The organism is Streptomyces sioyaensis (assembly GCF_004122735.1).
In the GTDB taxonomy this organism is placed as follows: Bacteria; Actinomycetota; Actinomycetes; order Streptomycetales; family Streptomycetaceae; genus Streptomyces; species Streptomyces sioyaensis.
Genome location: NZ_SDIF01000013.1, coordinates 76,970 through 98,846 on the forward strand (window position 1 = coordinate 76,970; position 21,877 = coordinate 98,846).

At 71.2% G+C, this 21,877-nt stretch carries 12 protein-coding genes; 10 read left to right on the forward strand and 2 right to left on the reverse strand.

Annotated features, from left to right (window positions below; all coding sequences use genetic code 11):
* Positions 1-565: 565 nt before the first annotated feature.
* From EST54_RS07305 to EST54_RS07315, 3 genes are all read left to right on the forward strand, one after another.
* Positions 566-1,105 carry a hypothetical protein gene (locus EST54_RS07305; RefSeq protein ID WP_129246240.1) on the forward strand — a complete coding sequence of 180 codons (540 nt, stop codon included), beginning with the start codon at positions 566-568 and terminating at the stop codon, positions 1,103-1,105.
* 1,979 nt (positions 1,106-3,084) lie between these two features.
* The gene (locus tag EST54_RS07310) at positions 3,085-5,184 is read left to right on the forward strand and encodes a bifunctional polysaccharide deacetylase/glycosyltransferase family 2 protein (RefSeq protein WP_129246242.1); all 2,100 of its coding nucleotides are present in this window, start codon (positions 3,085-3,087) and stop codon (positions 5,182-5,184) included.
* A 17-nt stretch (positions 5,185-5,201) separates the two neighbouring features.
* The gene (locus tag EST54_RS07315) at positions 5,202-6,617 is read left to right on the forward strand and encodes an LCP family protein (RefSeq protein WP_129246244.1); all 1,416 of its coding nucleotides are present in this window, start codon (positions 5,202-5,204) and stop codon (positions 6,615-6,617) included.
* Positions 6,618-6,750: 133 nt separating this feature from the next.
* Here EST54_RS07315 and EST54_RS07320 read toward each other — a convergent pair whose 3' ends face one another.
* The gene (locus EST54_RS07320) at positions 6,751-9,510 is read right to left on the reverse strand and encodes a SpoIIE family protein phosphatase (protein WP_392567418.1); all 2,760 of its coding nucleotides are present in this window, start codon (positions 9,508-9,510) and stop codon (positions 6,751-6,753) included.
* A gap of 1,108 nt (positions 9,511-10,618) precedes the next feature.
* On the opposite strand from EST54_RS07320, the gene EST54_RS07325 reads away from it, so the two are divergent.
* The 3 genes from EST54_RS07325 (at position 10,619) to EST54_RS07335 (ending at position 13,936) form a co-directional block, all read left to right on the forward strand.
* Complete coding sequence (locus tag EST54_RS07325; RefSeq protein ID WP_167511501.1) at positions 10,619-12,256, forward strand: APC family permease; 1,638 nt, start codon at positions 10,619-10,621, stop codon at positions 12,254-12,256.
* A gap of 191 nt (positions 12,257-12,447) precedes the next feature.
* Entirely contained in the window at positions 12,448-13,617 is a 1,170-nt protein-coding gene (locus EST54_RS07330; protein WP_239012566.1) for an inorganic phosphate transporter, read from the forward strand.
* Between the two features lie 73 nt (positions 13,618-13,690).
* The gene (locus EST54_RS07335) at positions 13,691-13,936 is read left to right on the forward strand and encodes a hypothetical protein (protein WP_129246245.1); all 246 of its coding nucleotides are present in this window, start codon (positions 13,691-13,693) and stop codon (positions 13,934-13,936) included.
* On the opposite strand, the gene EST54_RS07340 is transcribed toward EST54_RS07335, so the two are convergent.
* Complete coding sequence (locus EST54_RS07340; protein ID WP_129246247.1) at positions 13,924-15,441, reverse strand: glutamate synthase subunit beta; 1,518 nt, start codon at positions 15,439-15,441, stop codon at positions 13,924-13,926. The genes EST54_RS07335 and EST54_RS07340 overlap by 13 nt on opposite strands.
* Positions 15,442-15,725: 284 nt before the next feature.
* On the opposite strand from EST54_RS07340, the gene EST54_RS07345 reads away from it, so the two are divergent.
* The 4 genes from EST54_RS07345 (at position 15,726) to EST54_RS07360 (ending at position 21,671) form a co-directional block, all read left to right on the forward strand.
* The gene (locus tag EST54_RS07345) at positions 15,726-17,792 is read left to right on the forward strand and encodes a SpoIIE family protein phosphatase (RefSeq protein WP_244942460.1); all 2,067 of its coding nucleotides are present in this window, start codon (positions 15,726-15,728) and stop codon (positions 17,790-17,792) included.
* A gap of 142 nt (positions 17,793-17,934) precedes the next feature.
* The gene (locus EST54_RS07350) at positions 17,935-18,141 is read left to right on the forward strand and encodes a hypothetical protein (RefSeq protein WP_129246251.1); all 207 of its coding nucleotides are present in this window, start codon (positions 17,935-17,937) and stop codon (positions 18,139-18,141) included.
* Between the two features lie 444 nt (positions 18,142-18,585).
* Positions 18,586-19,809 carry an MFS transporter gene (locus EST54_RS07355; RefSeq protein WP_244942461.1) on the forward strand — a complete coding sequence of 408 codons (1,224 nt, stop codon included), beginning with the start codon at positions 18,586-18,588 and terminating at the stop codon, positions 19,807-19,809.
* A complete protein-coding gene (locus tag EST54_RS07360; RefSeq protein WP_129246255.1) occupies positions 19,806-21,671 on the forward strand; it encodes a S9 family peptidase in 1,866 nt (621 codons plus the stop codon). Before EST54_RS07355 ends, EST54_RS07360 begins: the two co-directional genes overlap by 4 nt.
* The last annotated feature ends 206 nt before the right edge of the window (positions 21,672-21,877 follow it).

Consider the following 21,877-nt stretch of genomic DNA (forward strand, 5'->3'; position numbering starts at 1 on the left):
GCCCTCCCCCGCCGCCTTCCTCCTCCTGGCGGCGCGCCGTCCCCTTCCACCTCAACCCATGGGCCGGCGGCTTTCTTCCGCAACGAACGGCGCCCACAGGGCGGTCCATGTGCGTCACCTATGGCGGTCCATGTACGTCACCTTCTTCCGTGCAGGGCCGGAGGCCGGTCAGCGCGCGAGCCCGGGATGACCGGAACGGATCGACGGACCGAACGGATTCAGTCAGCCTACTGCCCCAGCCGATCAACAAGCTGTTTCGAACTCGCCGTGGTACCACCCCCGTTGAGCGCCGCCCCGCCCGTACCGGCCCCACCATCGACCCGGCGAGGAGGGGGCCCCGCTTCCGTTCAACGCTGCCGCCGGTAGCTGCCGGCAGCCGCCGATAGCTTCAGAGTGCATGACCTCCACGGCGTGGACCCCGGCAGAACATCCGTCATGTCGGTCCTTGCCCAGCCTTTATCACGCTCTTGCCTAAATTTTGCCCGGCGCTTGGTCAACCTGACGGCCGGAACGCGGCGCGGCCACCCCGGCCGACTCCTCCCTACGAATGGCGTATTGTCCTGACATGGATTTCACCGGGAGGGTCTGGGGCGCGACTGCCGCCGAGCGCGAGGCGCACTATCCGTGCGACGGACTTCTGACGGTCCCCTACGAAGGATGGACCCGGGCCGTTGAGGTGGCGGCGCCGTGCGCCACGGTGTTCCGCTGGGTCCGCCAGCTGACGATCGCGCCGTACAGCTACGACTGGATCGACTTCCGCGGCCGGAAGAGCCCCGATCGCCTCACGCCGGAGCCGGCCCCCTTGGCCGTCGGGCAGCGCTTCCTGGTCTTCGACATCGTGGACTTCGCAGCGGACCAGCACATCACCGGGGTGCTTCCCGAGGCGCCGGCGCGAAGGTATGGGCAGATGGCCGTCAGTTATGTCGTCCTTCCGCACGGCGACGCCTGCCGGCTCCTGGTGAAGGTCGACAGCGCATCGCGACGCCCGCTGATCCGGCGCCTCCAGCAAAGGCTCCTCGCCTGGGGGGACTTGGTCATGATGCGCAAACAACTGCTGACGCTGAAGAAGTACGCCGAGCGGGACGCGGCGGCGGGAGTGGGATAGCAGGAAATCCGCGGTTCTCCCGCAGTCATCCTCCGATGACCGCCGTCGTGCGCCGCACCGCCGGAACTGCGTCCCGGTTCGCCCTCCCAGTTCGCCTGCCAACGGCATTGTGGCAAGCGGGGATTGAGGGTTTCGGCGGGTCGGATGGCGGGGGTGTCCTGGTTCTGCGGAAGCAGCCGGGGAGCCGTTCGAAGTCCTCGCCGTACTGCTGTCGGTGACTTCCGACGACTTCTGGCGGACGGCTGCCCGGGCTGTCGGAAGGCGGGAAAGGCGAGCGCACGCGCAGTACCCCGGGCCGCTTAGGCGCCCATTCTTCCGAACAGACTATGACCTCGGACGAAACATGGGGGATACGGCAGGTAAACGAGGGTCGACGTGACGGCTGCCCAGGGATCGGGTACGTGCAGGCCGTCGCCTCCTGGCCTGCCGACGGGGCGGGTTGACCGTGCTGGGTCGCCGCGAGGCCTGGTGTGCCCCGGTGTCACGGACCTGACAGGGCATCACGATCGCGCGCCGGTTGCCCGGTGCGGGCAGGTGAGGCGGGTGGCCGGCCCCGGCGCCCGAGCGTGCGGAGCCGTGCGGGAGCGTCCGGTTGACGACTTTGCCGCCATGGTCAGGAAATCCTCCCGTAACAGACCGTCAATGCCGGTTCGTTGAGGTGCGGGGAGGAAGTCCGCTGATCACTGCTGCAGATATGGCGGTATCCGGGAGAAGGTGAAGGAGGTGACGGTGCAAGCATTCCGGCCATGATCGGTGGCGGTCATCCGGGGAATGAATACCGGGTATCCATCCGTGACCGTTCTCAACCGTAAACGGGCATGGCAATTTCAACGGACGGAGAATTGCCTGCAATATGGCCGGCCTGTCTCGTGTCTTTCTTCGTTTGGTTTCGGTCGCGAGTGCAGGGTGGTGCGGGAGCGTGGCGGGCCGGGATATCTCCAGGTATTTCATCGGTATCTCACCATGCCGCGGAATCACATGACTTGGGCGCCGCTCCGGCCGCGGGGCGTGGGCTCCGGGTGGCGTCCCGCGGCGACGTCAAAGCGCCTGATGCGAGGGTGTGCCGGGGGCCGCGCGGTGCGCCCGGGCGGTGGCGGCTGTGGGGGTGCGGTGGCCGTGGAGGAAGCCGCGCGACGATGCGGCACCGGCCTGCACAAGAGGCTCGTTACCGGTCAGTCGGGAGCAAAACGAACATGGTGCGCAGTAAGCAGTTCAATTACTTGACACTATCGCGACTTGGCGTGAGTTACTTCACAGTATGGATGGGCCGGGGTGGGGTTGCCGGGCTCCACGGGGGCATCGATCCGGCTCGCTGTGAACCATCGATGCGCGTGAATAGGTATGTTGACGAGTGAGATCATAAGGGGGAGCGGGAGTCCCGGCTCGCCCGATGGTCTTTGCCACCGTCATCGGAGGGCGGAAGACGCTGGCTGACCTTGCCTATTCTCATTCGCGGTTAACTGGTTACACTCACGCTCCATGCGAACCGCTACCCCCCACAGCAGTCGCCCCGGTAAGCAAGGGAATCGTCCCGTATTTGTCGACAACTCAGGTCGGCGCAGACGCTTCCTGGGGCACGCAGCGTTGACCGTAGGGTGCATGTGCACCGGATATCTCGTCCTCCTCGCCGTGGTGTTCGGCGGCCTCCTGCAGCCGGCCGGAAAGCCGGCGCCGGGAAAGGCCGACCCGCTCCCGGACCACACGTCACGCCCGGCGCCCAGAGCGCCGGGCCGCGCCGGTCCCTCGGCGACTCCCGACACCTCCGGACGGGCTGTCCCCATCGGTCACCACCCCTCCAGGGCCCCTTCCCGCACCACTCCTGCCCCGTGACCACAGCCGGACCGGTGCGCTTCCGCCCCCGGGCGTGAAGCCTCCCCGGCACTGACCCGGGACGTGTGCGTCCGCGCAGGCGCCATGGCTGCCTGCGCGGACGCACACGCCTCTCATGTGGCACGTCCGCTCGACAGAAAGGGCCCATTGTGGCGTTGTCAGGGCAGGGGCGGCATGCGTTGCGCCGCCCCCCACGCTGGCACTGGTTACTGCTGCTGCTGATCCTCCCCATCGTCGCCGCTTCGCTGCTGTTCGAGGGCTGGACGACCCATGAGGTCGACGGAGCCCGGCACAGACGAGCCTGCACCAGCCCCATACCGAAGTCCGCGGACAACGGGGACCCCGTGCTGCGGATCACCGGCAAAGGAGCCGAGACCGCGCAAATGCCGTTCCGTACCGCCGCGCTCACCTTCGACGGCGGGCCCGACCCGGTATGGACACCGCGCCTGCTCGACCTGCTGCGGGCACGGCACGCACGGGCGACCTTCTTCCTCTACGGCAATCAGGCGGCCCGCCATCCGGACCTGGTGCGACGGATCCGCGACGAGGGCCATGAGATCGGCTCGTACACCTATACCGGCGGCGACTTGGGCAGCGCCTCGCACCTGCGCGCGCACTGGGAACTCGCCCTCACCCAGACCGCCCTGGCGGGAGCCGCGGACGTCAACACCCGGCTGCTGCGCCTGCCGCACACCACCACCGCCGACACCCTGTGCGGCGCCGAATGGCCGGCCGCACGGCGCGCCACCGACCAGGGGTACGTCGTGGTCGCCGCCACTGCCCGGTCGCGTAAGCCCCCGCTGGGGGTGGTACGCCAGTACAGCCACACCGCCCTGGGATACCAGGAGGCGAAGCAGCTGCTCGCCGACCCGAACGTGGGAGAGTTCACCACCGTCACGGGCGGACTCGGACGGCCCTCGCTGACCTCGACGGCTTCCTTCGCGGAACGGGCGCAGGGGAAGGCACTGATGTGGACGCAGTCTGTCGGGCACACCTTCGCCCGCTCCATGACCTGGGCGCTGGGCATCGCGGGCGGACTGGGCATGCTCCGGCTGGTGTTGCTCGCCCTCCTCGCCCGGGTGCATGTGCGGCGCCGGCGCCGGCACCGCTCCGGCGCGCCCTGGCTGCGCGAGGTGAACGACCCGGTGACGGTCCTGGTGCCCGCCTTCAACGAAGAGGCGGGCATCGAGGCCACGGTGCGTTCCCTGCTCGCCTCCACCCACCGCGACCTGCAGATCATCGTCATCGACGACGGGTCGACGGACCGGACCGTGGAGATCGCCCGCGGCATCACCGATCCGCGGGTGAGCGTGGTGGAACAGCCCAACTCCGGTAAGCCCGGGGCGCTCAGCACGGGCCTGCGCTACGCGCGTTGCGAGATCATCGTGATGATCGACGCGGACACGGTCTTCGAGCCGGAGGCCCTGCACCGCCTCATCCAGCCGCTCGCCGACCCGACGATCGGCGCGGTCAGCGGAAACACCAAGGTGGGCAACAGGCGGCGGCTGCTGGGCAGATGGCAGCATCTGGAGTACGTCCTCGGGTTCAACCTGGACCGGCGCATGTTCGAGGTGCTGGAGTGCATGCCCACGGTTCCCGGCGCGATCGGTGCCTTCCGCCGGGACGCGTTGCTGGCCATCGGCGGTATCAGTGACGACACCCTCGCCGAGGACACCGACCTCACGATGGCGCTGTGGCGGATGGGCCGACGGGTGGTCTACGAGGAGACGGCCATCGCCTGGACCGAAGTGCCCAGCAGCCTGGACCAGTTGTGGCGGCAGCGCTATCGCTGGTGCTACGGCACCCTGCAATCCATGTGGAAGCACCGCCACGCCGTGGTGGAGGTCGGCCCGGCCGGACGCTTCGGCCGCCGAGGGCTCGCCTATCTCGCCCTGTTCCAGATCGTGTTACCGCTCTTCGCGCCGGTCGTCGATGTCTTCGCCCTGTACGGCCTGTGCTTCGGCGACACCGGGCAGGCGGTCGGGGTCTGGCTCGGCTTCCTCGTCATCCAGCTGATCACCGCCGCCTACGCACTGCGGCTGGACCACGAACCGCTCCGGTCGCTGTGGGCCCTGCCGCTCCAGCTGTTCTTCTACCGGCAGTTGCTGTATCTCGTCGTCATCCAGTCCGTGGTCACCGCCCTGCTCGGCACCCGGCTGAAGTGGCACCGCATGCAGCGCTCCGGCACCGCCAACCAGCACTTGCTCAAGGAGCCCGTCCCACAGCCGAGCAGTCTGTCGTCGAAGTGACCGAGGAGAGTGCACACATGAGCAACTCGCGGGGCCCTTGGGCCGACAGCGATGTGTTCGGAGCGGGCCCGTACGCTCCGGACGGACACCCGTCGCACGGTGCGGGCGCCCGTCCGTACGTGACGCGGGACGCAGAACTGGACGACGTGTGGGAAGCGGGCGGATCCTGGCGCGGCCGGCGCATCGTGGCGGGGGAGGTGGTGGACGCGGCCGAACCCCTGTGGCACGAGGACCCGCCCCCGCCCCCGCACCCGCACCCGGCTGAGCCCTTTGCGGACGGGTACGCCGCCCCGCCGGGCCCGCCCTCGTCGTGGCAGGACGACGGCCGCGCGGACGGCGGAGACGGCCGTACGGAGCGAGCGGACGGCCCTCCGGACCGAGGAGGAGACGGCCGTACGGATCAGGAGAGGGCCGGTGCCGGGCCGCGGTCGCATCGTTCCCGGCGCAGGAGGCCGGTGCGGCGGCTCGTCATCGGTGTGCTCGTGGTGCTGCTGGGCGTCCCGGCCGGCACCCTCGCCTGGGCCGACACCAAGCTCAACACCGAGGTCGACCTCGGTACACCCGGCCAGGGGCCGCGGGCCGGCAAGGGCACCAACTACCTCATCGTGGGCTCCGACAGCCGCGAGGGCCTCTCCGACGAGGAGAAGCGGGATCTGCACACCGGATCGGCCGGCGGCCGGCGCACCGACTCGATGATTCTGCTGCACACCGGCGCGGGCGGCACCACCATGGTGAGCCTGCCACGTGACTCCTGGCTGACCGTGCCGGGCCACACCAGCCCCATGACCGGCAAGCACTACGGCCCGGTCAAGAACAAGCTGAACGCGGCGTTCGCCGTCGGGGGTCCGAAGATGCTCGTCCGCACCATCGAGCGCAACACCGGCGTGACGGTCCACCACTACGTGGAAGTCGGCTTCGCGGGCTTCGTGAACCTCGTCAACGCGGTCGGCGGCGTCCCGATGTGCCTGGACCGGGACTTGAAGGACAAGAAGTCCGGGGCCAACTTCACCAAGGGCTGTCACACCCTCGACGGCAAGGCGGCGCTGGCCTTCGTCCGCCAGCGCCACCAGGAGGCCCAGGGCGACCTGGGACGCAGCCAGAACCAGCGGAAGTTCCTGTCCGCGCTCGCCCACCGGGCGGGGAAGCCGGGCACCGTGCTCAACCCGTTCTCGCTCTACGGCGCGCTGAACGCCGGGCTGGACACGCTCATCGTCGACCGGGACACCGGCCTGCTGGACCTCGCGAAGATGTTCCGGGCGGTCCAGGGCGTCACGGGCGGGCACGGCAAGCAGATCGAGGTTCCGGTGTCCAGCCTGGGCTTCCGCACCCGCAAGGGCAGCGCCGTGCTCTGGGACCGGGCACAGGCGCACAAGCTCTTCAGCGAGCTGAACGACGACCGGCCGGTCGACGTCAAGGGCGGCAAGACGCGGTGAGAGGAGGAGCGGGCCGGGCGGCCTCGCGTACGTCCCCGGACGACGCGCGGCCGTCCGCCACCGCTCGGCGCGGCTGCTTGTCACCGCTGGGGACGGCCGTCCGCCACCGCTCGGCGCGGCCGCCCGCGACCGCTCAGTGCAAGGTCTGTTCGGCCCAGATGATCTTGCCTTCGGGCGTGTACCGGGTGCCCCATCGCTGAGCCATCTGGGCGACGAGGAAGAGCCCGCGGCCGCCCTCGTCCTCCTCGGCCGCATAGCGCAGATGCGGGGAGGTGCTGCTGGTGTCGGAGACCTCGCAGATCAGGGTGCGGTCGTGGAGCAGTCGCACATGGAGCGGACCGGTGGCGTAGAGGATGGCATTGGTGATGAGCTCGCTGAGAATGAGCTCGGTGGCGAACGCCATCTCGTCCAGGTCCCACCGCGCCAGCTGTCGGGTGACGTTCGCGCGTGCCTCGGCCACCGCCGCGGGGTCGGACGGCACCTCCCACTCCGCGATGCGCTCGGGGTCCAGCAGATGGGTGCGCGCCGCGAGCAGCGCGATGTCATCGCGCTGCCGGGCCGGGGGGAGCGCGCTCAGGACGGTTTCGCAGATCTCGTCCGGGCTCCGGCCGGGCTGCGCCAGCGTCGTGGCGAGGTTCTGCATGCCGGTGTCGATGTCGTGGTTGCGGCCCTCGACCAGGCCGTCGGTGTAGAGGACGAGGCTGCTGCCCTCGGGCAGATGCAGATCCAGGGCCTCGAAGGGGAGGCTGCCGACGCCGAGCGGCGGCCCCGCGGGGAGATCCGGGTACTCCACGGTGCCGTCGGGGTGGACGAGCGCCGGCGGGAGGTGGCCGGCCCGGGCCATCGTGCAGCGCCCGGAGGACGGGTCGTAGATCGCGTACAGACAGGTGGCGCCCGCGACCGTGGCCTCGTCGTCCGCCGCGGTCACCTCGTGGTCGATGCGGTGGACCAACTCGTCCAGGTGGCTGAGCAGCTCGTCGGGCGGCAGGTCGAGGCTGGAGAAATTCTGCACGGCGGTCCGCAGCCGGCCCATGGTGGCGGCGGCATGGAGGCCGTGACCGACCACATCGCCGACGACCAGGGCGACCCGGGCGCCCGGCAGCGGGATGACATCGAACCAGTCGCCGCCCACCCCGGTCTGCGCGGGCAGATAGCGGTGGGCGAGGTCGAGGGCGTCCTGCTCGGGCAGGCCGCGGGGGAGCAGGCTCTCCTGCAGGGTGACGGCCATGGCGTGCTCGCGGGTGAATCGGCGCGCGTTGTCGATGGACACGGCGGCCCGGGCCGCCATCTCGTCGGCCAGGGTCAGGTCACCCTCCTCGAAGGGGGTGTTGTCGCGGGAACGCCAGAAGTTGGCGACCCCCATGAGCACACCGCGGGCCCGCAGCGGAACCGTGATGAGGGACCGGATCCCGTGCTCCAGAGCCAGCCGGAAGCGCTCCGGTTCCTGGGCGCGCCACTCCTCGGCGTCCCGCAGATCGGGGACGAGCACGGACCGTCCGGTGATGAACCCGGTGGCCATCGGATTGGGCACGGTGTACCGGTGGAGCTCGTTCACCCGGTAGAGGGGATGGTCCTCAGGGAGACCGGACAGCGCCACCCTGCGCAGCTCCGGGGCCTCGCTGTACGCGCCCGCCGGCGGCTCCTCACCGGCCAGGACGGGCTCGGCGAGGTCGACCGTGGCGTAGTCGGCGAACCGGTCGACCGCGACCTGGGCCAGTTCCCCGGCGGTCTGCCGCACATCGAGCGTGGTGCCGATGGCGACGGTCGCCTCGTACAGCAGCCGCAGCCGGCCCTGGGCGGCCTCCGCCTTTCCCGCGAGGGCGAGCAGCTCGGTGGAGTCCCGCAGGGTGGCCACCGTGCCGGACGGTCCCCCGCGGGGATCCGTGAGCCGGATGTTCACCGCCAGCAGGAGGTCTCCGACCTGGAGCACCTCGTCGGTGACCACGCGCCCGGAGACCAGAAGTTCGGCCGTGCGGGGGTCGAGCCCGAGGTTGCTGACGCGGTGCCCTTCCACGTCGGAGGGCAGGCCGAGCAGCCGGCGCGCCTCGTCGTTCGCCAGCAGCACGCGCCCGTCCGCGTCGACGATGAGCACGCCCTCGCGCACCGCGTGCAACACCGCGTCGTGGTGCTCGTACATCCGGGTCATCTCCACGGGGCCGAGCCCGTGGGTCTGGCGCCGCAGGCGGCGGGTCACCAGCGCCGTGCCGGCCGTGGTCAGCGCGAGGGCGGCGGCTCCGGCGCCGAGTACGACCGGCAGTTGATGGTCCACCGCGCTGCTCACCCGGCTGACCCGCATCCCGGCCGACACCAGGCCCACCACCGTGCCCCGGGCGTCCTGCACGGGGACGACCGCCTGCACTTCGTGGCCGAGCGGGCCGACGACGCTCTCGATGGTGACGTGGCCGGCGAGCGAAGGTCCGATGGTGCCGACGAAGTGCTTGCCGATCTGCTCCGGCCTGGGATGCGTATAGCGGATCCCGGCGCGGTTCATGACGACGATGAAGTCGACGCCGGCCCGCTTGCGGGCCGCCTCGGTCAGCGGCTGGAGCACCGCGGACGGGTCGGGGCTGCGCAGCGCGGCCACCAGTCCCGGGCTGTGGGCGAAGGCCTCCGCCGCGGCGACCGAACGGTCCCGTGCCCCCTGGAACCTGTCGCTGCGGGACTGGAGCAGCAACGCGGTCACCGACGCCACGATGAGCAGCAGCACGATGAGGACCTGGAGGAGGAACATCTGACCGGCGACGCTGCGGGTACTCGCCAGCGCGCGCAGGCGTCCCCCCGGTGCCGTCGGCGAGCCGTCACGCCGCTCACGCCGGCCCTCGTCGTCCGGGTGCCGACCGGTGAACCTGCGCTCCGAGGTGAGCCACGGGAAGCGGCCGGAGATTCGGGCCATGCTTCATATGTACCTTGCGTACTCCTGCACCTGACAACACCACGCCGGGATATCGCATGGCTGTGCGACGCCCATTTCCGTCGCCATGGCTCCCTCTGCCGGCCGCGAGGACGGTGCCGCGGCGCCCCGTGCCCGGATATCGAACAGCAGTCCACGCAATGCGTAACGAGGCCGGGGCCCGGCCGAGTTGATCCGCCCCTGCGGCCCGTGGTGCATACGTCCGCCAAGTGACGTACGCAGTCGGCCAGTTGTGCCCCTTGCAGTATTCATGGGCGCCTGGTCGCTCGGCAGTGCGCCGGGCGGGTGTCGCCGGCGGCGCGGAACTCCCTAACTCTCCGGCGGATGTTGAGGGCGAGTCGTTTGTGCGAGGAGCGACTTGAGGAAGGTTTGAGGTACGTCTTGATGGTCTCTACAACGTTTATCTGCCCGCACGGGAAGGGCATGTCGACTTCTTCGACCGGAACTCCGAAAGCTTCTTTGGGATCCAGGGAGCCGACGCGTGCAGAAAATTCCAGATCCGGTCGGGGGTGGTCGCCGCGGGCGTTGTCCGGTCGAAGTCGCCGCGTCTTCGGTGCCCTTCCCCTATTGCATTCCTCATCCACCTATTTGCCTGGAGGGGGGACGCGGCGGCCATGGGGGAGTGGTGACCCGGAGGGTGGGAGCCCGGTGCCCGGGCGGGCCGACCACTTGCCTGACCACCTGGTATGCCGGGGTGGGGAGCGCCCTTGATCGTCCGGTCCACGCGCTGACGCCGGGTGAGGGGCGGGGTGCGGCGAAGATCCCCTGGGGAATTTCCGGCCGCGCGAGCTGGGCTTTCTCCGGTCACGGCAATGCCGCGCCGAGAAACCTCAAGAGTTCCTCAAATGGACTCGGCGCCGACAGTCGGATGGGTGACCGGATTGTTGCTGAGTGCTACGCCGGCCGCCCGTAGAACCCTTCCCTGCCTATCTTCCGTCGAATGTCCACAGTGTCGAGTCGAGGGTTAGGTAATGACTTCCTAAAGGAAGGTCATGGAATATAACTATTCAGCCAATGGCTCTTTGCAGGGCTCTGAATGCTCCCTAATCTGAGGCAAATTTTGAGCCAGTCCTGTCTTGAAAGGCCTCTTATGGCAAGCGTTGACGAGATCGCTCCGGTCAGGCCACGTGAGTCCGGCACCCTCCGCAGGGATGTGGGACTCATCGGTCTGATGTGGGCCTCCGTCGGATCCATCATCGGATCCGGTTGGCTGTACGGAGCGCAAAAGGCCGTAGTGGTGGCGGGTCCGGCGGCGCTGATCTCCTGGTGTATCGGCGCGGTCGCGATCGTCCTGCTGGCACTGGTGCACGCCGAGCTCGGCGGCCTCTTCCCGGTGGCCGGCGGCACGGCGCGCTACCCGCACTACGCCTTCGGCGGTCTGGCCGGAATGTCGTTCGGCTGGTTCTCCTGGCTCCAGGCGGCGACGGTGGCTCCGATCGAGGTCGAGGCCATGATCGGTTACGCCGGTCACTGGTCCTGGGCCCAGGGCTTCCTGCACTCGAACGGGACTCTCACCACGAGCGGCTTCATCGTCGCCGTCTTCCTGATGGCGGTCTTCGTCGCGGTGAACTTCCTCGGTGTGAAGGTGCTGGCGCACACCAACAGTGCGGCCACGTGGTGGAAGATCGCCGTTCCCCTCGGGGCGATCTTCGTGATCGCGGCCACCAACTTCCACCCGCACAACTTCACGTCGCACGGCTTCGCGCCGTTCGGCGCCAAGGGCGTGCTCAGCGCCATCAGCACCAGCGGCATCATCTTCGCGCTGCTCGGCTTCGAGCAGGCCATCCAGCTCGCGGGCGAGAGCCGCAACCCCAAGCGTGACCTGCCGCGCGCCACGATCGGGTCGGTCCTGATCGGCGCGGTCATCTACGTCGCGCTCCAGGTGGTCTACATCGGTGCACTGCCGGTGGCCTCCTTCGTGCACGGCTGGGCCAAGCTCGACTACGCCGGCATCAGCGGCCCGTGGGCCGGTCTGGCCACCGTCATCGGTCTGGGCTGGCTGGGTTGGGTCCTGTACGCGGACGCGATCATCTCCCCCGGTGGCACCGGCCTGATCTACGCCACCTCGACCTCGCGCATCTCCTACGGCCTGAGCAAGAACGGCTATGCGCCCAGGCTCTTCGAGAAGACCGACGGCCGCGGCGTGCCGTGGTTCGGCCTGATCATCTCGTTCGTGACCGGCGTGATCTGCTTCCTGCCCTTCCCCAGCTGGCAGGAGCTGGTCTCCTTCATCACCTCGGCGAGCGTGCTGATGTACGCCGGTGCCCCGCTGGCCTTCGGGGTGTTCCGTGACCGGCTGCCGAACCACGAGCGTCCGTACCGGCTGCCCGGCGGCAATGTGATCTCGCCGCTGGCCTTCGTCGTCGCGAGCCTGATCATCTACTGGGCCGGCTGGGACACCCTCCAGCGGCTCGGCTGGGCGATCATCATCGGGTATGTGCTGCTCGGCAGCTACGCCTGGTACGCGACGAAGAAGCAGCTGCCGAACGCCCCGCGCCTGGACTGGAAGGCCGCGCAGTGGCTTCCGGTGTACCTGATCGGCATGGGCCTGATCTCCTGGCAGGGTGGCTTCGGTGGCCAGAGCCACCTCCCGATGTGGTGGGACATGGTGCTCGTCACGGCGTTCGCCGTGGGGATCTACTTCTGGGCCCGGAGCACCGCGGTGTCGGGTGAGACGATCGAGCAGAACATCGAGGAGGTCGCCGTCGTCGACGAGGGCGGTCACTGATCCCGCTGCGTGATCTGAACTGACGCGCACACAAGCCGATGGGTTCGGCCGGGCAACCGGCCGGACCCATCGGCTTGTGCGCGCCCGCCTGTGGGCAGCGGGCATGGCGGCTGGTGCAGTGGTCGGCCGCCGCCGCACGGCGAGGCTCGGCAAGCCGGGGTCGTTACTTACTGTAACGTCACGCGTCCGGAATGTGCGTTTCTGGACTGGAGGTCTCGGTGGACGGCGTCTCGCTCCTGCTCGTCGCGGTGATCGTCACGGCGCTCGCCTTCGACTTCACCAACGGGTTCCACGACACGGCCAACTCGATGGCCACCTCCATCGCCACCGGGGCACTGGCTCCACGGGTCGCCGTGGTGATCGCGGGGGTCCTCAATCTGGCGGGCGCGTTTCTGTCCACGACGGTCGCCAAGACGATCTCCGGCGGGATCGTGAACGACACCAAGGTCAGCCTCACGATGATCTTCGCCGGGTTGCTCGGGGCGATCCTGTGGAACATGCTCACCTGGCTCGCGGGCCTGCCGTCGAGTTCGTCGCATGCCCTGTTCGGCGGGCTGATCGGGGCCGTCTGGGTGGGTGCGGGCACCAGCGCGGTCCGGTTCGGGCAGGTGGTGGAGAAGATCGTGCTCCCCGCCGTGATCTCTCCGGCCGTGGCGTGTGTGGCGGCCCTGCTGGCGACGTACCTCGCGTATGTGATCACCCGTCGTGCGCCGCGCGGTTCCGTCAACCGTGCGTACCGGACCGGGCAGATCGGTTCCGCCTCCCTGGTCGCACTGGCCCACGGGACGAACGACGCCCAGAAGACCATGGGCGTGATCACCCTGGCCCTGATCTCCGCCGGTGTGCTGGGCCAGGGCGCGGACCCGCCGTGGTGGGTGATCCTCAGCGCGGGGCTGGCGATCTCGCTGGGCACGTATGCGGGCGGATGGCGGATCATCAGGACCATGGGCAAGGGGCTCACCGATATCGAGTCGCCCCAGGGGTTCACCGCGGAGACCACGGCCACCACCGTCATCCTGACGTCCTCGCACATGGGATTCCCGCTGTCGACGACGCAGGTCTGCGCGGGCGGGATCCTCGGCGCCGGCCTCGGCCGCAAGCTGGCCGAGATCCGGTGGGGGATCGCCGGCCGGATCGCGGTGTCCTGGGTGCTCACGCTTCCGGCCGCCGCCGCGGTCGGTGGCACCTCGGCCTGGCTGGCGGGGCACGGCACCGCCGGTCTCGTGCTGGCGGCGGGCGGCGCCCTGGCCGCGGTCGGCGGGATGTACGCGCTGTCCCGGCGCCACCCCGTGGACGCCAAGAACGTCAATGAAGTCCCCGGCGAGGCGCAGCAGGACCAAACCGACGACCTCATGGCGTGACCGTGGCGCCGGCGGCCGGCCGGCCCCTTCGAGTACGGCCCCGCCGGGGCGTCACAGAAAGAGGCGTGAAGACATGCACATCGACTGGCACGGCCTCGTCGTGGTCTGCGTCGTCAGCCTGGCCCTGGTCACCCTGCTCGTGGTGGTCTTCTCGCTCGGGATCGTCGCGCTGGCCCGTTCCCAGGGTCCGCGGATGAACGGGACGGGGCGCAGCAGTGCGGTGCAGCCGCTGGCACGGGCCACCGCGTTTCTCTGCTTCGCGCTCTGCGCCGCCCTCGGTGGCTACGGGATCCATCTGATCGTGTCTCACTCCCCGTAGGCGACCAGCGGCCGGTCCATGGCGGAGACGGGGGACGGGAGTTCGGTGGAGCCGGTGAGATAGCGGTCGGTGGCCGCGGCGGCGGACCGTCCTTCGGCGATGGCCCACACCACCAGCGACTGGCCGCGTCCCGCGTCGCCCGCGACGAACACCCCATCCGCCCCGCGGCGGGCCGGCCACGCGTCCCGCCGCGCCACCTCGGCCGCGAAGCCGGTGTCCCGGGCGAAATTCCCCCGGTCGTCCAGCGTGAGCCCGAGCTGCTCCATGAGTCCGCCACCGCGCTCCGGACCGGAGAAGCCGAGGGCGAGCAGCACCAGCTCCGCCGGGATCTCGCGCTCGGTGTCCGGCCGCGGCTTCCTGGCCGTGGGCTCCACCTCCGTCAGGTGCAGTGCGCGCACCCGGCCGGACGTGTCCCCGTCGAAGCGGAGCGTGGCGGAGGAGAAGAGCCGGGGGTCCGAGCCCTCCCGGCCCCGGGCCTCTTCGTGCGCGTGGGAGATCCGGAACACCTTGGGATAGACGGGCCAGGGCTGGGCCGGTGGCCGGGTGTCGCCCGGCTCCGGGTTGATGTCGAGCTGCACCACGGAGGCCGCGCCCTGCCGCAGGGCGGTGCCCAGGCAGTCCGAGCCGGTGTCCCCGCCACCGACGATCACCACATGCCTGCCCTCGGCGGTGAGCGGCGGCGAGGCGTAGTCGCCCTCCGTGACGCGGTTGGCGAGCGTCAGATAGTCCATGGCCTGATGGATGCCGGCCAGCTCGCGGCCCGGGACGGCGAGCTCGCGCCGCTCCATGGCGCCGACGGCGACGACCACCGCATCGTGCCGCCGGGTGAGCTCGGTGGCGTCGAGATCGCGGCCGATGTCCACCCCCGTGCGGAACTTGGTCCCCTCCGCCTCCATCTGCGCGATGCGGCGCTCCAGGTGCCACTTCTCCAGCTTGAACTCGGGGATGCCGTAGCGCAGCAGCCCGCCGATGCGGTCGGCGCGCTCGTAGACCGCGACGGTGTGCCCGATACGGGTCAGCTGCTGTGCCGCCGCCAGCCCCGCGGGTCCCGAGCCGATGACGGCCACGCTCTTTCCGCTGAGCCGCTGCGGTGGATGCGGCGCGGTGTACCCGCGCTCCCAGCTCTGGTCGGCGATGGCCTGCTCGACGTTCTTGATCGTCACCGGATCGGCGTTGAGGGCCAGTACGCAGGCGTCCTCGCAGGGCGCCGGGCACAGCCGCCCGGTGAACTCGGGGAAGTTGTTCGTCGCGTGCAGCCGCTCGGCCGCGGCCCGCCAGTCGCCCCGCCGTGCGTACGCGTTCCACTCGGGGATGAGGTTTCCCAGCGGGCAGCCGTTGTGGCAGAACGGTATGCCGCAGTCCATGCAGCGCCCCGCCTGCTCCGAGATCAGCGGGAGCAGCGCCTGCCCCGCGTAGACCTCGTGCCAGTCGTGCAGCCGCTCCTCGACGGGGCGCGCCGCAACGGGCCGGCGAGGGGTCTTGAGGAAGCCGTAAGGGTCGGTCATACGACGCCTCCATCGCTCGCTCGCGGTGCAATACGGCGTCCTGGTCAGCCTACGCCCGCTTTGTGCGGCTTTATAGGGGCTTGGGGCGACTTTGTCGTCGGTGGCCCTCGACGGTGAGCGGCGGGCACCACCCCACGGGTGGTCCCGGCCCCCACGGGTGGTCCCGGCGGCCCCCGCGGCGGTCCGAAGTGTCCGTACGGGCGCGACGAGCGCAGAATTGAGAGAGCCGCTCCGCCGCGCAGGGCGGGGCAGCCGGCCTGCGCGGCGGCCGGAAGGGAATGCCGGTGTCATCAGATCGGCCGAGCGACGCGAAGGCCCGGGGGCCGCTCTGGTCCGAGCCCGGGTCGCTGCTGGAGCACGTGGCGGTGGCCGTGTGCGGCCTCGATGACGACAACCGGATCTGCTACTGGGGCCCGGGCGCGCAGGACCTCTTCGGCTACCGCGCCGCCGAGGCGCTGTCGCGGCCCGGCGGGCTCCTGTTCCGCGGGTCCGCCGCCGGCGGCGCCGACGACGTATGCGCCCGCATGGCCGACCGCGGCCGCACCGAGGGCTACTGGCGCGGCCGCCAGCGCGTCAGACACCGGGACGGCACGGACTTCGACTGCGGATTCCGGGTCTTCGCGGTGACCGGCGAGGCGGGGCGCACGGTCGTGATGGCCCTGTCGAGCCGCAGCGACGAGCTGGACCGGGTCAAGACCAACCTCGCCTTCCTCGACGCCCTCTTCGCGACCTGCCCCATCGGCCTGGTCATGCTCGACGAGGAACTGCGCTACCGCCACCTCAACCAGGCACTCGCCGACATGAACGGGCTGCCCATCGAGGAACACCTCGGGCGCCACCTCACCGACATCATGATCACCTCGGACGACGGCGAGTACGAGCGCATGCTGCGCTCCGTCGCCACGGAGGGCAGGACCGTCACGGGGGTGCGGGTGGGGATGCGTACCCGCGGCCACCCGGACCGGGACACGGTGCTGTCGGTGAGCTTCTTCCCGCTCACCCGGGCCGTCGGCAGCCGGCCCGGCGTCGGCGGGCTGCTGGTGGACGTGACCGACCAGGAGCAGGCCGTTGTGGAGGCCACCGCCAGCCGTCAGCGGCTGGCGCTGCTGGACCGGGCCTCGGCCCGTATCGGCACGACCCTGGACGTGGAGGTCACGGCCCAGGAGCTGGTCGACGCCGCGGTGCCGGACTTCTGCGACGGAGCCGTCGTGGAGCTCGTCGACTGGACGAACGAGAGCGAGGCGTTCGACCCGGCGCTGCCCGTGGACACCCGGCGGATCGCCTCCGGCACCGTGCTGCCCGCTCCCGCGACGGAGCTGGTCAGCGGGCTGAAAGAGGTGCACTACCCGCCGGGCTCGGCCATCCACCAGATGCTGCGGTCCGGCCGTCCGCTCTGTGTGCCGGTGAACGACGACTTCCTGGCGCGGACGGTGCTCGACGCCTCGCGGGCCCGGCTGATGGCCGACAGCGGGCTGGCCGTTCTCCTCCTCGCCCCGCTCGTCGCCCGGGGAACGGTCCAGGGACTCGCCATCTTCGGCCGGTCCGTCCACCGGGCGGACTTCACCGAGCAGGACCTCAGCCTGGCCGGAGAGCTCGCCTCGCGGTCCGCGCTGTGCCTGGACAACGCGCGGCTGTACAGCCGGGAGAGAAACATCGCGCTCACCCTCCAACGGGCCCTGCTGCCCAGCTTCCTGGCGCCCAGCCCGTATCTGCACCTCGCGCACCGCTATCTGCCCGGCAGCCGCGTCACCGAGGTCGGCGGCGACTGGTACGACGTGATCGCGCTCCCCGACCACCGGGTCGCCCTGGTCGTCGGTGACGTCATGGGACACGGGGTCTCGGCCGCCGCGTCGATGGGCCGGCTGCGGATCACGGCCAAGGCGCTGGCCCGGCACGACCAGGAACCGGCCGAGCTGCTCGCTGAACTCGACCAGTGCGCCCAGGAGGCCGGCATCGAGCTCGCGACCTGCCTCTACATCCGCTACGACCCCCGCACCGGCCACACCCGGCTCGCCAGCGCCGGCCATCCGCCGCCCCTCGTCCGGCACCCCGGCGGCCGGATCGAGGTCATCGACGAGGTGCTGGGAGTCCCTCTCGGGATCGGCGGCAGTACCTTCCGCACGGCGGATTTCGGCCTGCCCGACGATGCCGTTCTCGCGCTGTACACCGACGGCCTCATCGAGGCGCGGGGCCGCGATATCGACGAGGGTCTGCACCGGCTCCAGGAGGAACTGGGCCGGATGCCCGGCTCGTTGGAGGTCGCGGCCGACCGCATCCTCTCCCATCTCGTCGCGAGTTCCCCGGCCGATGACACCGTCCTGCTACTCGCCCGGGTACACCGGCGGCAGTAGAGGGCGCCTGCGTCAGCGCGGGGCGGGATGCGCGACGGTGCCCCAGGGCCCCGGGTACCCAGGGCCCCTGGGGACCTGGGAGGGCATGTCCGGAAAGTACGTCCGATGTGGCGCTCCGACCGGTCTGGGACGTAGCGGCGCGGTGCTCCCCGCGTCCGTGGTGCCCGCCCCGCCCGGTGGACCCGCCCCGCCCGGTGGGCTCTCCCCGTCCCGGAGTCTTCCCCTCCAACTCACCGCCGCCCTGCTGCCGTTGGTCGTGCTGGCCGTGGCGTTGCTGCCGTCCAGCGGTGCGGTCGAACGCGACCCGGTCCTGGGGTACCGGCCGGCCGCCGCGGCCAGTGCCCGCTGACCGCCCCGGGGGCTGGTGGCAAGCCGTCCGAAGGTTCATGGACCAACACCTTGTGGCCCACGTCACCGCCTGGTTAAGCTCCGGCACACTTCGGACACATTTCCTCCGTAAGTTGACCTTTTGGTGAGTCGATCTTCATGGTCGACCCACGGATACGAGGTGGCTTCGCATGGAACGGCGCACATCGGCACCCCCGGCGGACGACTCACCGCACGGCTTACGCCCGGCCTCACCCCGGACCGCTCCGCCGGACGTTCCGGACGGCGCGGTGGATGGTCCTGACGTCCCGTCGGACGGCCCTGACGTCCCGGTGGACCGCCCCGCGTACGACCTGGCAGGGACGGGGCGCGTCGGTGCCGGCTCCGGCGTGGCGAGACCGGCCCCGGGCCGTGCCCGGTGACCGGTTCCGTCTCGGCGGCGGTGTCCGCCGTTCCGCCGGCCCAAGTGCGCCGCGACATGCGGCTGTTCTGGTCCGCGGGCACCTGTGACGCGCTGGGCAGCCAGATGTCCGGGCTCGTCCTGCCGCTGTTGCTGCTGAGCCTGGGCCGGACCCCGGCCGAGGTCGGGGCCGTGGCCGGGCTGTGCGCGGTCGCCACGCTGCTGCTCGGCCCGTTCGCCGCGATACCCGCCGACCGCGGGGCCCGAAAGCAGGTGATGGTGGGCGCCGCGCTGGTGTCCGCCGCCGCGATGACCGGCGTCGCGCTGGCCGTCCGGTCCGGCGCGGTTCCGATGGTCGTGCTCATCGGCGCCGTACTCGTCGAGCGCTCCGCGACCTCCTGCTACGAGGCGGCGTCGCTGGGCACCGTCGCCCTGGTGTGTCCGCCGGCGGAACACCAGCGGGTGCTGTCCCGATTACAGGCGGGGGAGCGGGGCGCGCTGATCCTCGGGCCCGCCCTGGGCGGGGTGCTCTTCCAGGCCGGGCGCTGGCTGCCGTTCCTCGCCGACGCCCTCTCGTACGCCGTCGCGGCCGGCTGTATTCGGGCCCTGCGTACCGAGTTGTCCCCGCCCCGAGAACAGCGGCCGCCGGCCGGCAGCCCGCGCCGGACCTGGCGTGCGGCGGCCGCGGAAGCCGGGGCCGGGGTGGCGCTGATCCGGCGCGAGCCCCTCCTGCGGCTGGCGCTCGGGTGGCTCTCGGCCGTCAACGCGCTGCTCGTCGCGCTGTATTACACGACGGTCTTCGCCCTGCAGGGCCAGGGGCGCGGCGCTGCCGGGCCGGGTCTCGTCCTCGCGCTCGCCGGGGCGGCCGGCCTGGCCGGTGCGCTGCTCGCGCCACGGCTGGCCGGCCGGCGCTCGCCCACGCGGGTGCTGGTGGCGGTGTCCTGGCTGATGGTGCCGCCCGCCGCGGCCCTGGCGGCGGCCCGTGAGGCCTGGCAATTCGGCCTGCTCTTCGGCCTGTTGTGTCTGCTCACGCCGCTGGCCACCGTGGTGTTGCAGGCCCGCATCATCCAGGTCACCCCTCCCGGACTCCAGGCCCGCACCGGCACCGTGCTGGCCACCGCGTCCGGCGCGGCCGCGGCCCTGGCACCGGCGCTCGCCGGGCTGTCCGCCGACCGGATCGGGCCCGCGGCCACCCTCGTGGGCTGCGCCGTCCTGCTGGCCGCGGTCGCGCTCCATGCGACCTGGGCGGCACCGGCCCTCACCCGCGGCACGGGGGAGGAGCCCGTATGAGCCCGAACGCGGCACGCCCCGCCGCGGCCCCGTCCGCCGGCACCGGCTTCCGGGTCTACCGGCCGGCGCTCCCCGAGGTCTGCCCGCGCGACCCGGCACGCATGGCTCTGGCCGCGGACGCCGGCGGCCGCTGCGAGATCTTCACCTGGGACGCCGCCACCGGCACCGCACGCCAGGTCACCGACACCCCGGACGGCACCCTGCACTGCGCCCTCGACGCCGACGCCCGGGTGTGGTGGTTCGCCGAGAACCGGCGCGGCGCCGGGCGCTGGTACTTCCAGGAGTTCGAGGGCGGGCCGCGGCTGCCCGGCCTGACCGGTCTGCCCCCGGGCCTGCCGCACGGACTCGCCGTCAGTCACGCCGGGACGGTGGCCATCGGCCTCGGCGACGGCCACGCCATGACCGTGCACCTCGGCCTTCCGGGCGGTCCGGCCCGGGCGGTGCACACCGTCGACGGCCATGCGCTGCTGGCGGGCATCTCGCCGTCCGGCGGGCTGCTGGTCCTGTCGGGCGCGGCCGGCTCCGACCGGGCGGTCACCCTCCTCACCTGCTCCGGGGCCCTGCTCGACCAGTTCTCCGGCCGCACCGGCCGACTGTGGGCGCTGGGCTTCGCACCGTCCCCGGCAGGCACCGAACTGCTGCTGGTCCAGGAGGCCGACGACCACTACCGGCTGGCCACGTGGCGGCCCGGCGCGGGGCTGCGAGTACAGGACTGGTGCCGGTTCGACACCGAGATCACCGCGCGCTGGTACCCCGAAGGGCGCCGGGTCCTCGTCCGCCAGGACCGCCACGGCCGCTCCACCCTCGCGGCCGCCGACCTCGACCGGCGCACCCTGACCCCGGTGCCGTCCCCGCCCGGCACCCTGCTCGATGCCGCCCCGCACCCGGGCGACGACGTGCACTACCTCTGGACCGACACGGCCACCCCGCCGCGGATGTGCTCCACCGCGGGCACCCGCCTCCCGGCGCTCACCACCCTGCCCGCCCGGGCACCCGGCCGGCACCGCGAGCTGTGGACCCCCGGCCCGGACGGGCCCGTCCACACCCTGTTCAGCGAACCGGACCCGGCCCCCGGCCGGCGGCCCCCGCTGGTGTTCCTGGTGCACGGCGGCCCCGCCGACCACGACCGCGACGCCTACGACCAGGAGGTGCACTCCCTGGTCGCCTCCGGGTTCGCGGTCGCCCGGGTCAACTACCGCGGCTCCACCGGATACGGGCCCCGCTGGCGCACCGCGTTCGGTGCGGGCGTCGGGCTCACCCAGGTCGCCGACCTCGTCGCGGTCCGTACCGATCTGCTGCGCCGCGGCCTGGCCCGCGAGGACGCGCTCGGTCTGTGGGGCACATCCTGGGGCGGCTACCTGGCGCTGCTGGCGCTCGGCACCCACCCGGACCTGTGGCAGGCGGGGGTCGCCGTCAAACCGGTCGCCGACTGCGTGGCGGCCCACCGTACCGGCACCCCCGCGCTGCGGGCCCTGGACGAGCGGCTGTTCGGCGGCACGCCCGACGACGTGCCCGAACGCTACGCGCGCAGCTCACCCCTCACCTACGCCGCCGAGGTCCGCGCCCCGCTGCTGGTGATCGCCGCCACCCTCGACGCCAAATGCCCGCCCGGCCAGGTGCGCGGCTACCTCACCGCCCTGCGGGAGGCCGGTGTGCCGCACGAGTCCCTGTGGCTGGAGACCGGCCACGACGGATACACCGGCGCACACCACGTCGCCGTACTGCGGCGCGCCATGGGCTTCCTGGACCAGCACCTGCGCCGTGCTCCCGCGGCCCGTCGAACTCCCCGTTCCGCAGCGGACGGGGTTCTCGGGGGCACCGGCCCATCCGGTGCCCCCGAGTGCACGACGCACGTTCCGTAATTCGCCAGAACAGGAGAACAGTCATGCAGAAGGACATCATCCACAACGACCCGCTCGAAGGCGACGAGGAGAACCGCCGGCCGAGCATCGGCATCACGGTGACCGTCCCGTTCCGCGCCGCTGAGGACACCGAGGAGGACTGATCCTCCCCGGCCGGCCCGGCGCCACCGGGCCGGCCGGACCGTGCACCGCACCGGCCGGCCGCC

What these genes read in the sequence shown, in the direction of transcription:
- EST54_RS07340 (WP_129246247.1), bottom strand. Translation starts at nt 15,441, where the DNA reads ATGACCGACCCTTACGGCTTCCTCAAGACCCCTCGCCGGCCCGTTGCG.
- EST54_RS07325 (WP_167511501.1), top strand. Translation starts at nt 10,619, where the DNA reads ATGGCAAGCGTTGACGAGATCGCTCCGGTCAGGCCACGTGAGTCCGGC.
- EST54_RS07330 (WP_239012566.1), top strand. Translation starts at nt 12,448, where the DNA reads ATGTGCGTTTCTGGACTGGAGGTCTCGGTGGACGGCGTCTCGCTCCTG.
- EST54_RS07360 (WP_129246255.1), top strand. Translation starts at nt 19,806, where the DNA reads ATGAGCCCGAACGCGGCACGCCCCGCCGCGGCCCCGTCCGCCGGCACC.
- EST54_RS07335 (WP_129246245.1), top strand. Translation starts at nt 13,691, where the DNA reads ATGCACATCGACTGGCACGGCCTCGTCGTGGTCTGCGTCGTCAGCCTG.
- EST54_RS07320 (WP_392567418.1), bottom strand. Translation starts at nt 9,510, where the DNA reads ATGGCCCGAATCTCCGGCCGCTTCCCGTGGCTCACCTCGGAGCGCAGG.
- EST54_RS07305 (WP_129246240.1), top strand. Translation starts at nt 566, where the DNA reads ATGGATTTCACCGGGAGGGTCTGGGGCGCGACTGCCGCCGAGCGCGAG.
- EST54_RS07315 (WP_129246244.1), top strand. Translation starts at nt 5,202, where the DNA reads ATGAGCAACTCGCGGGGCCCTTGGGCCGACAGCGATGTGTTCGGAGCG.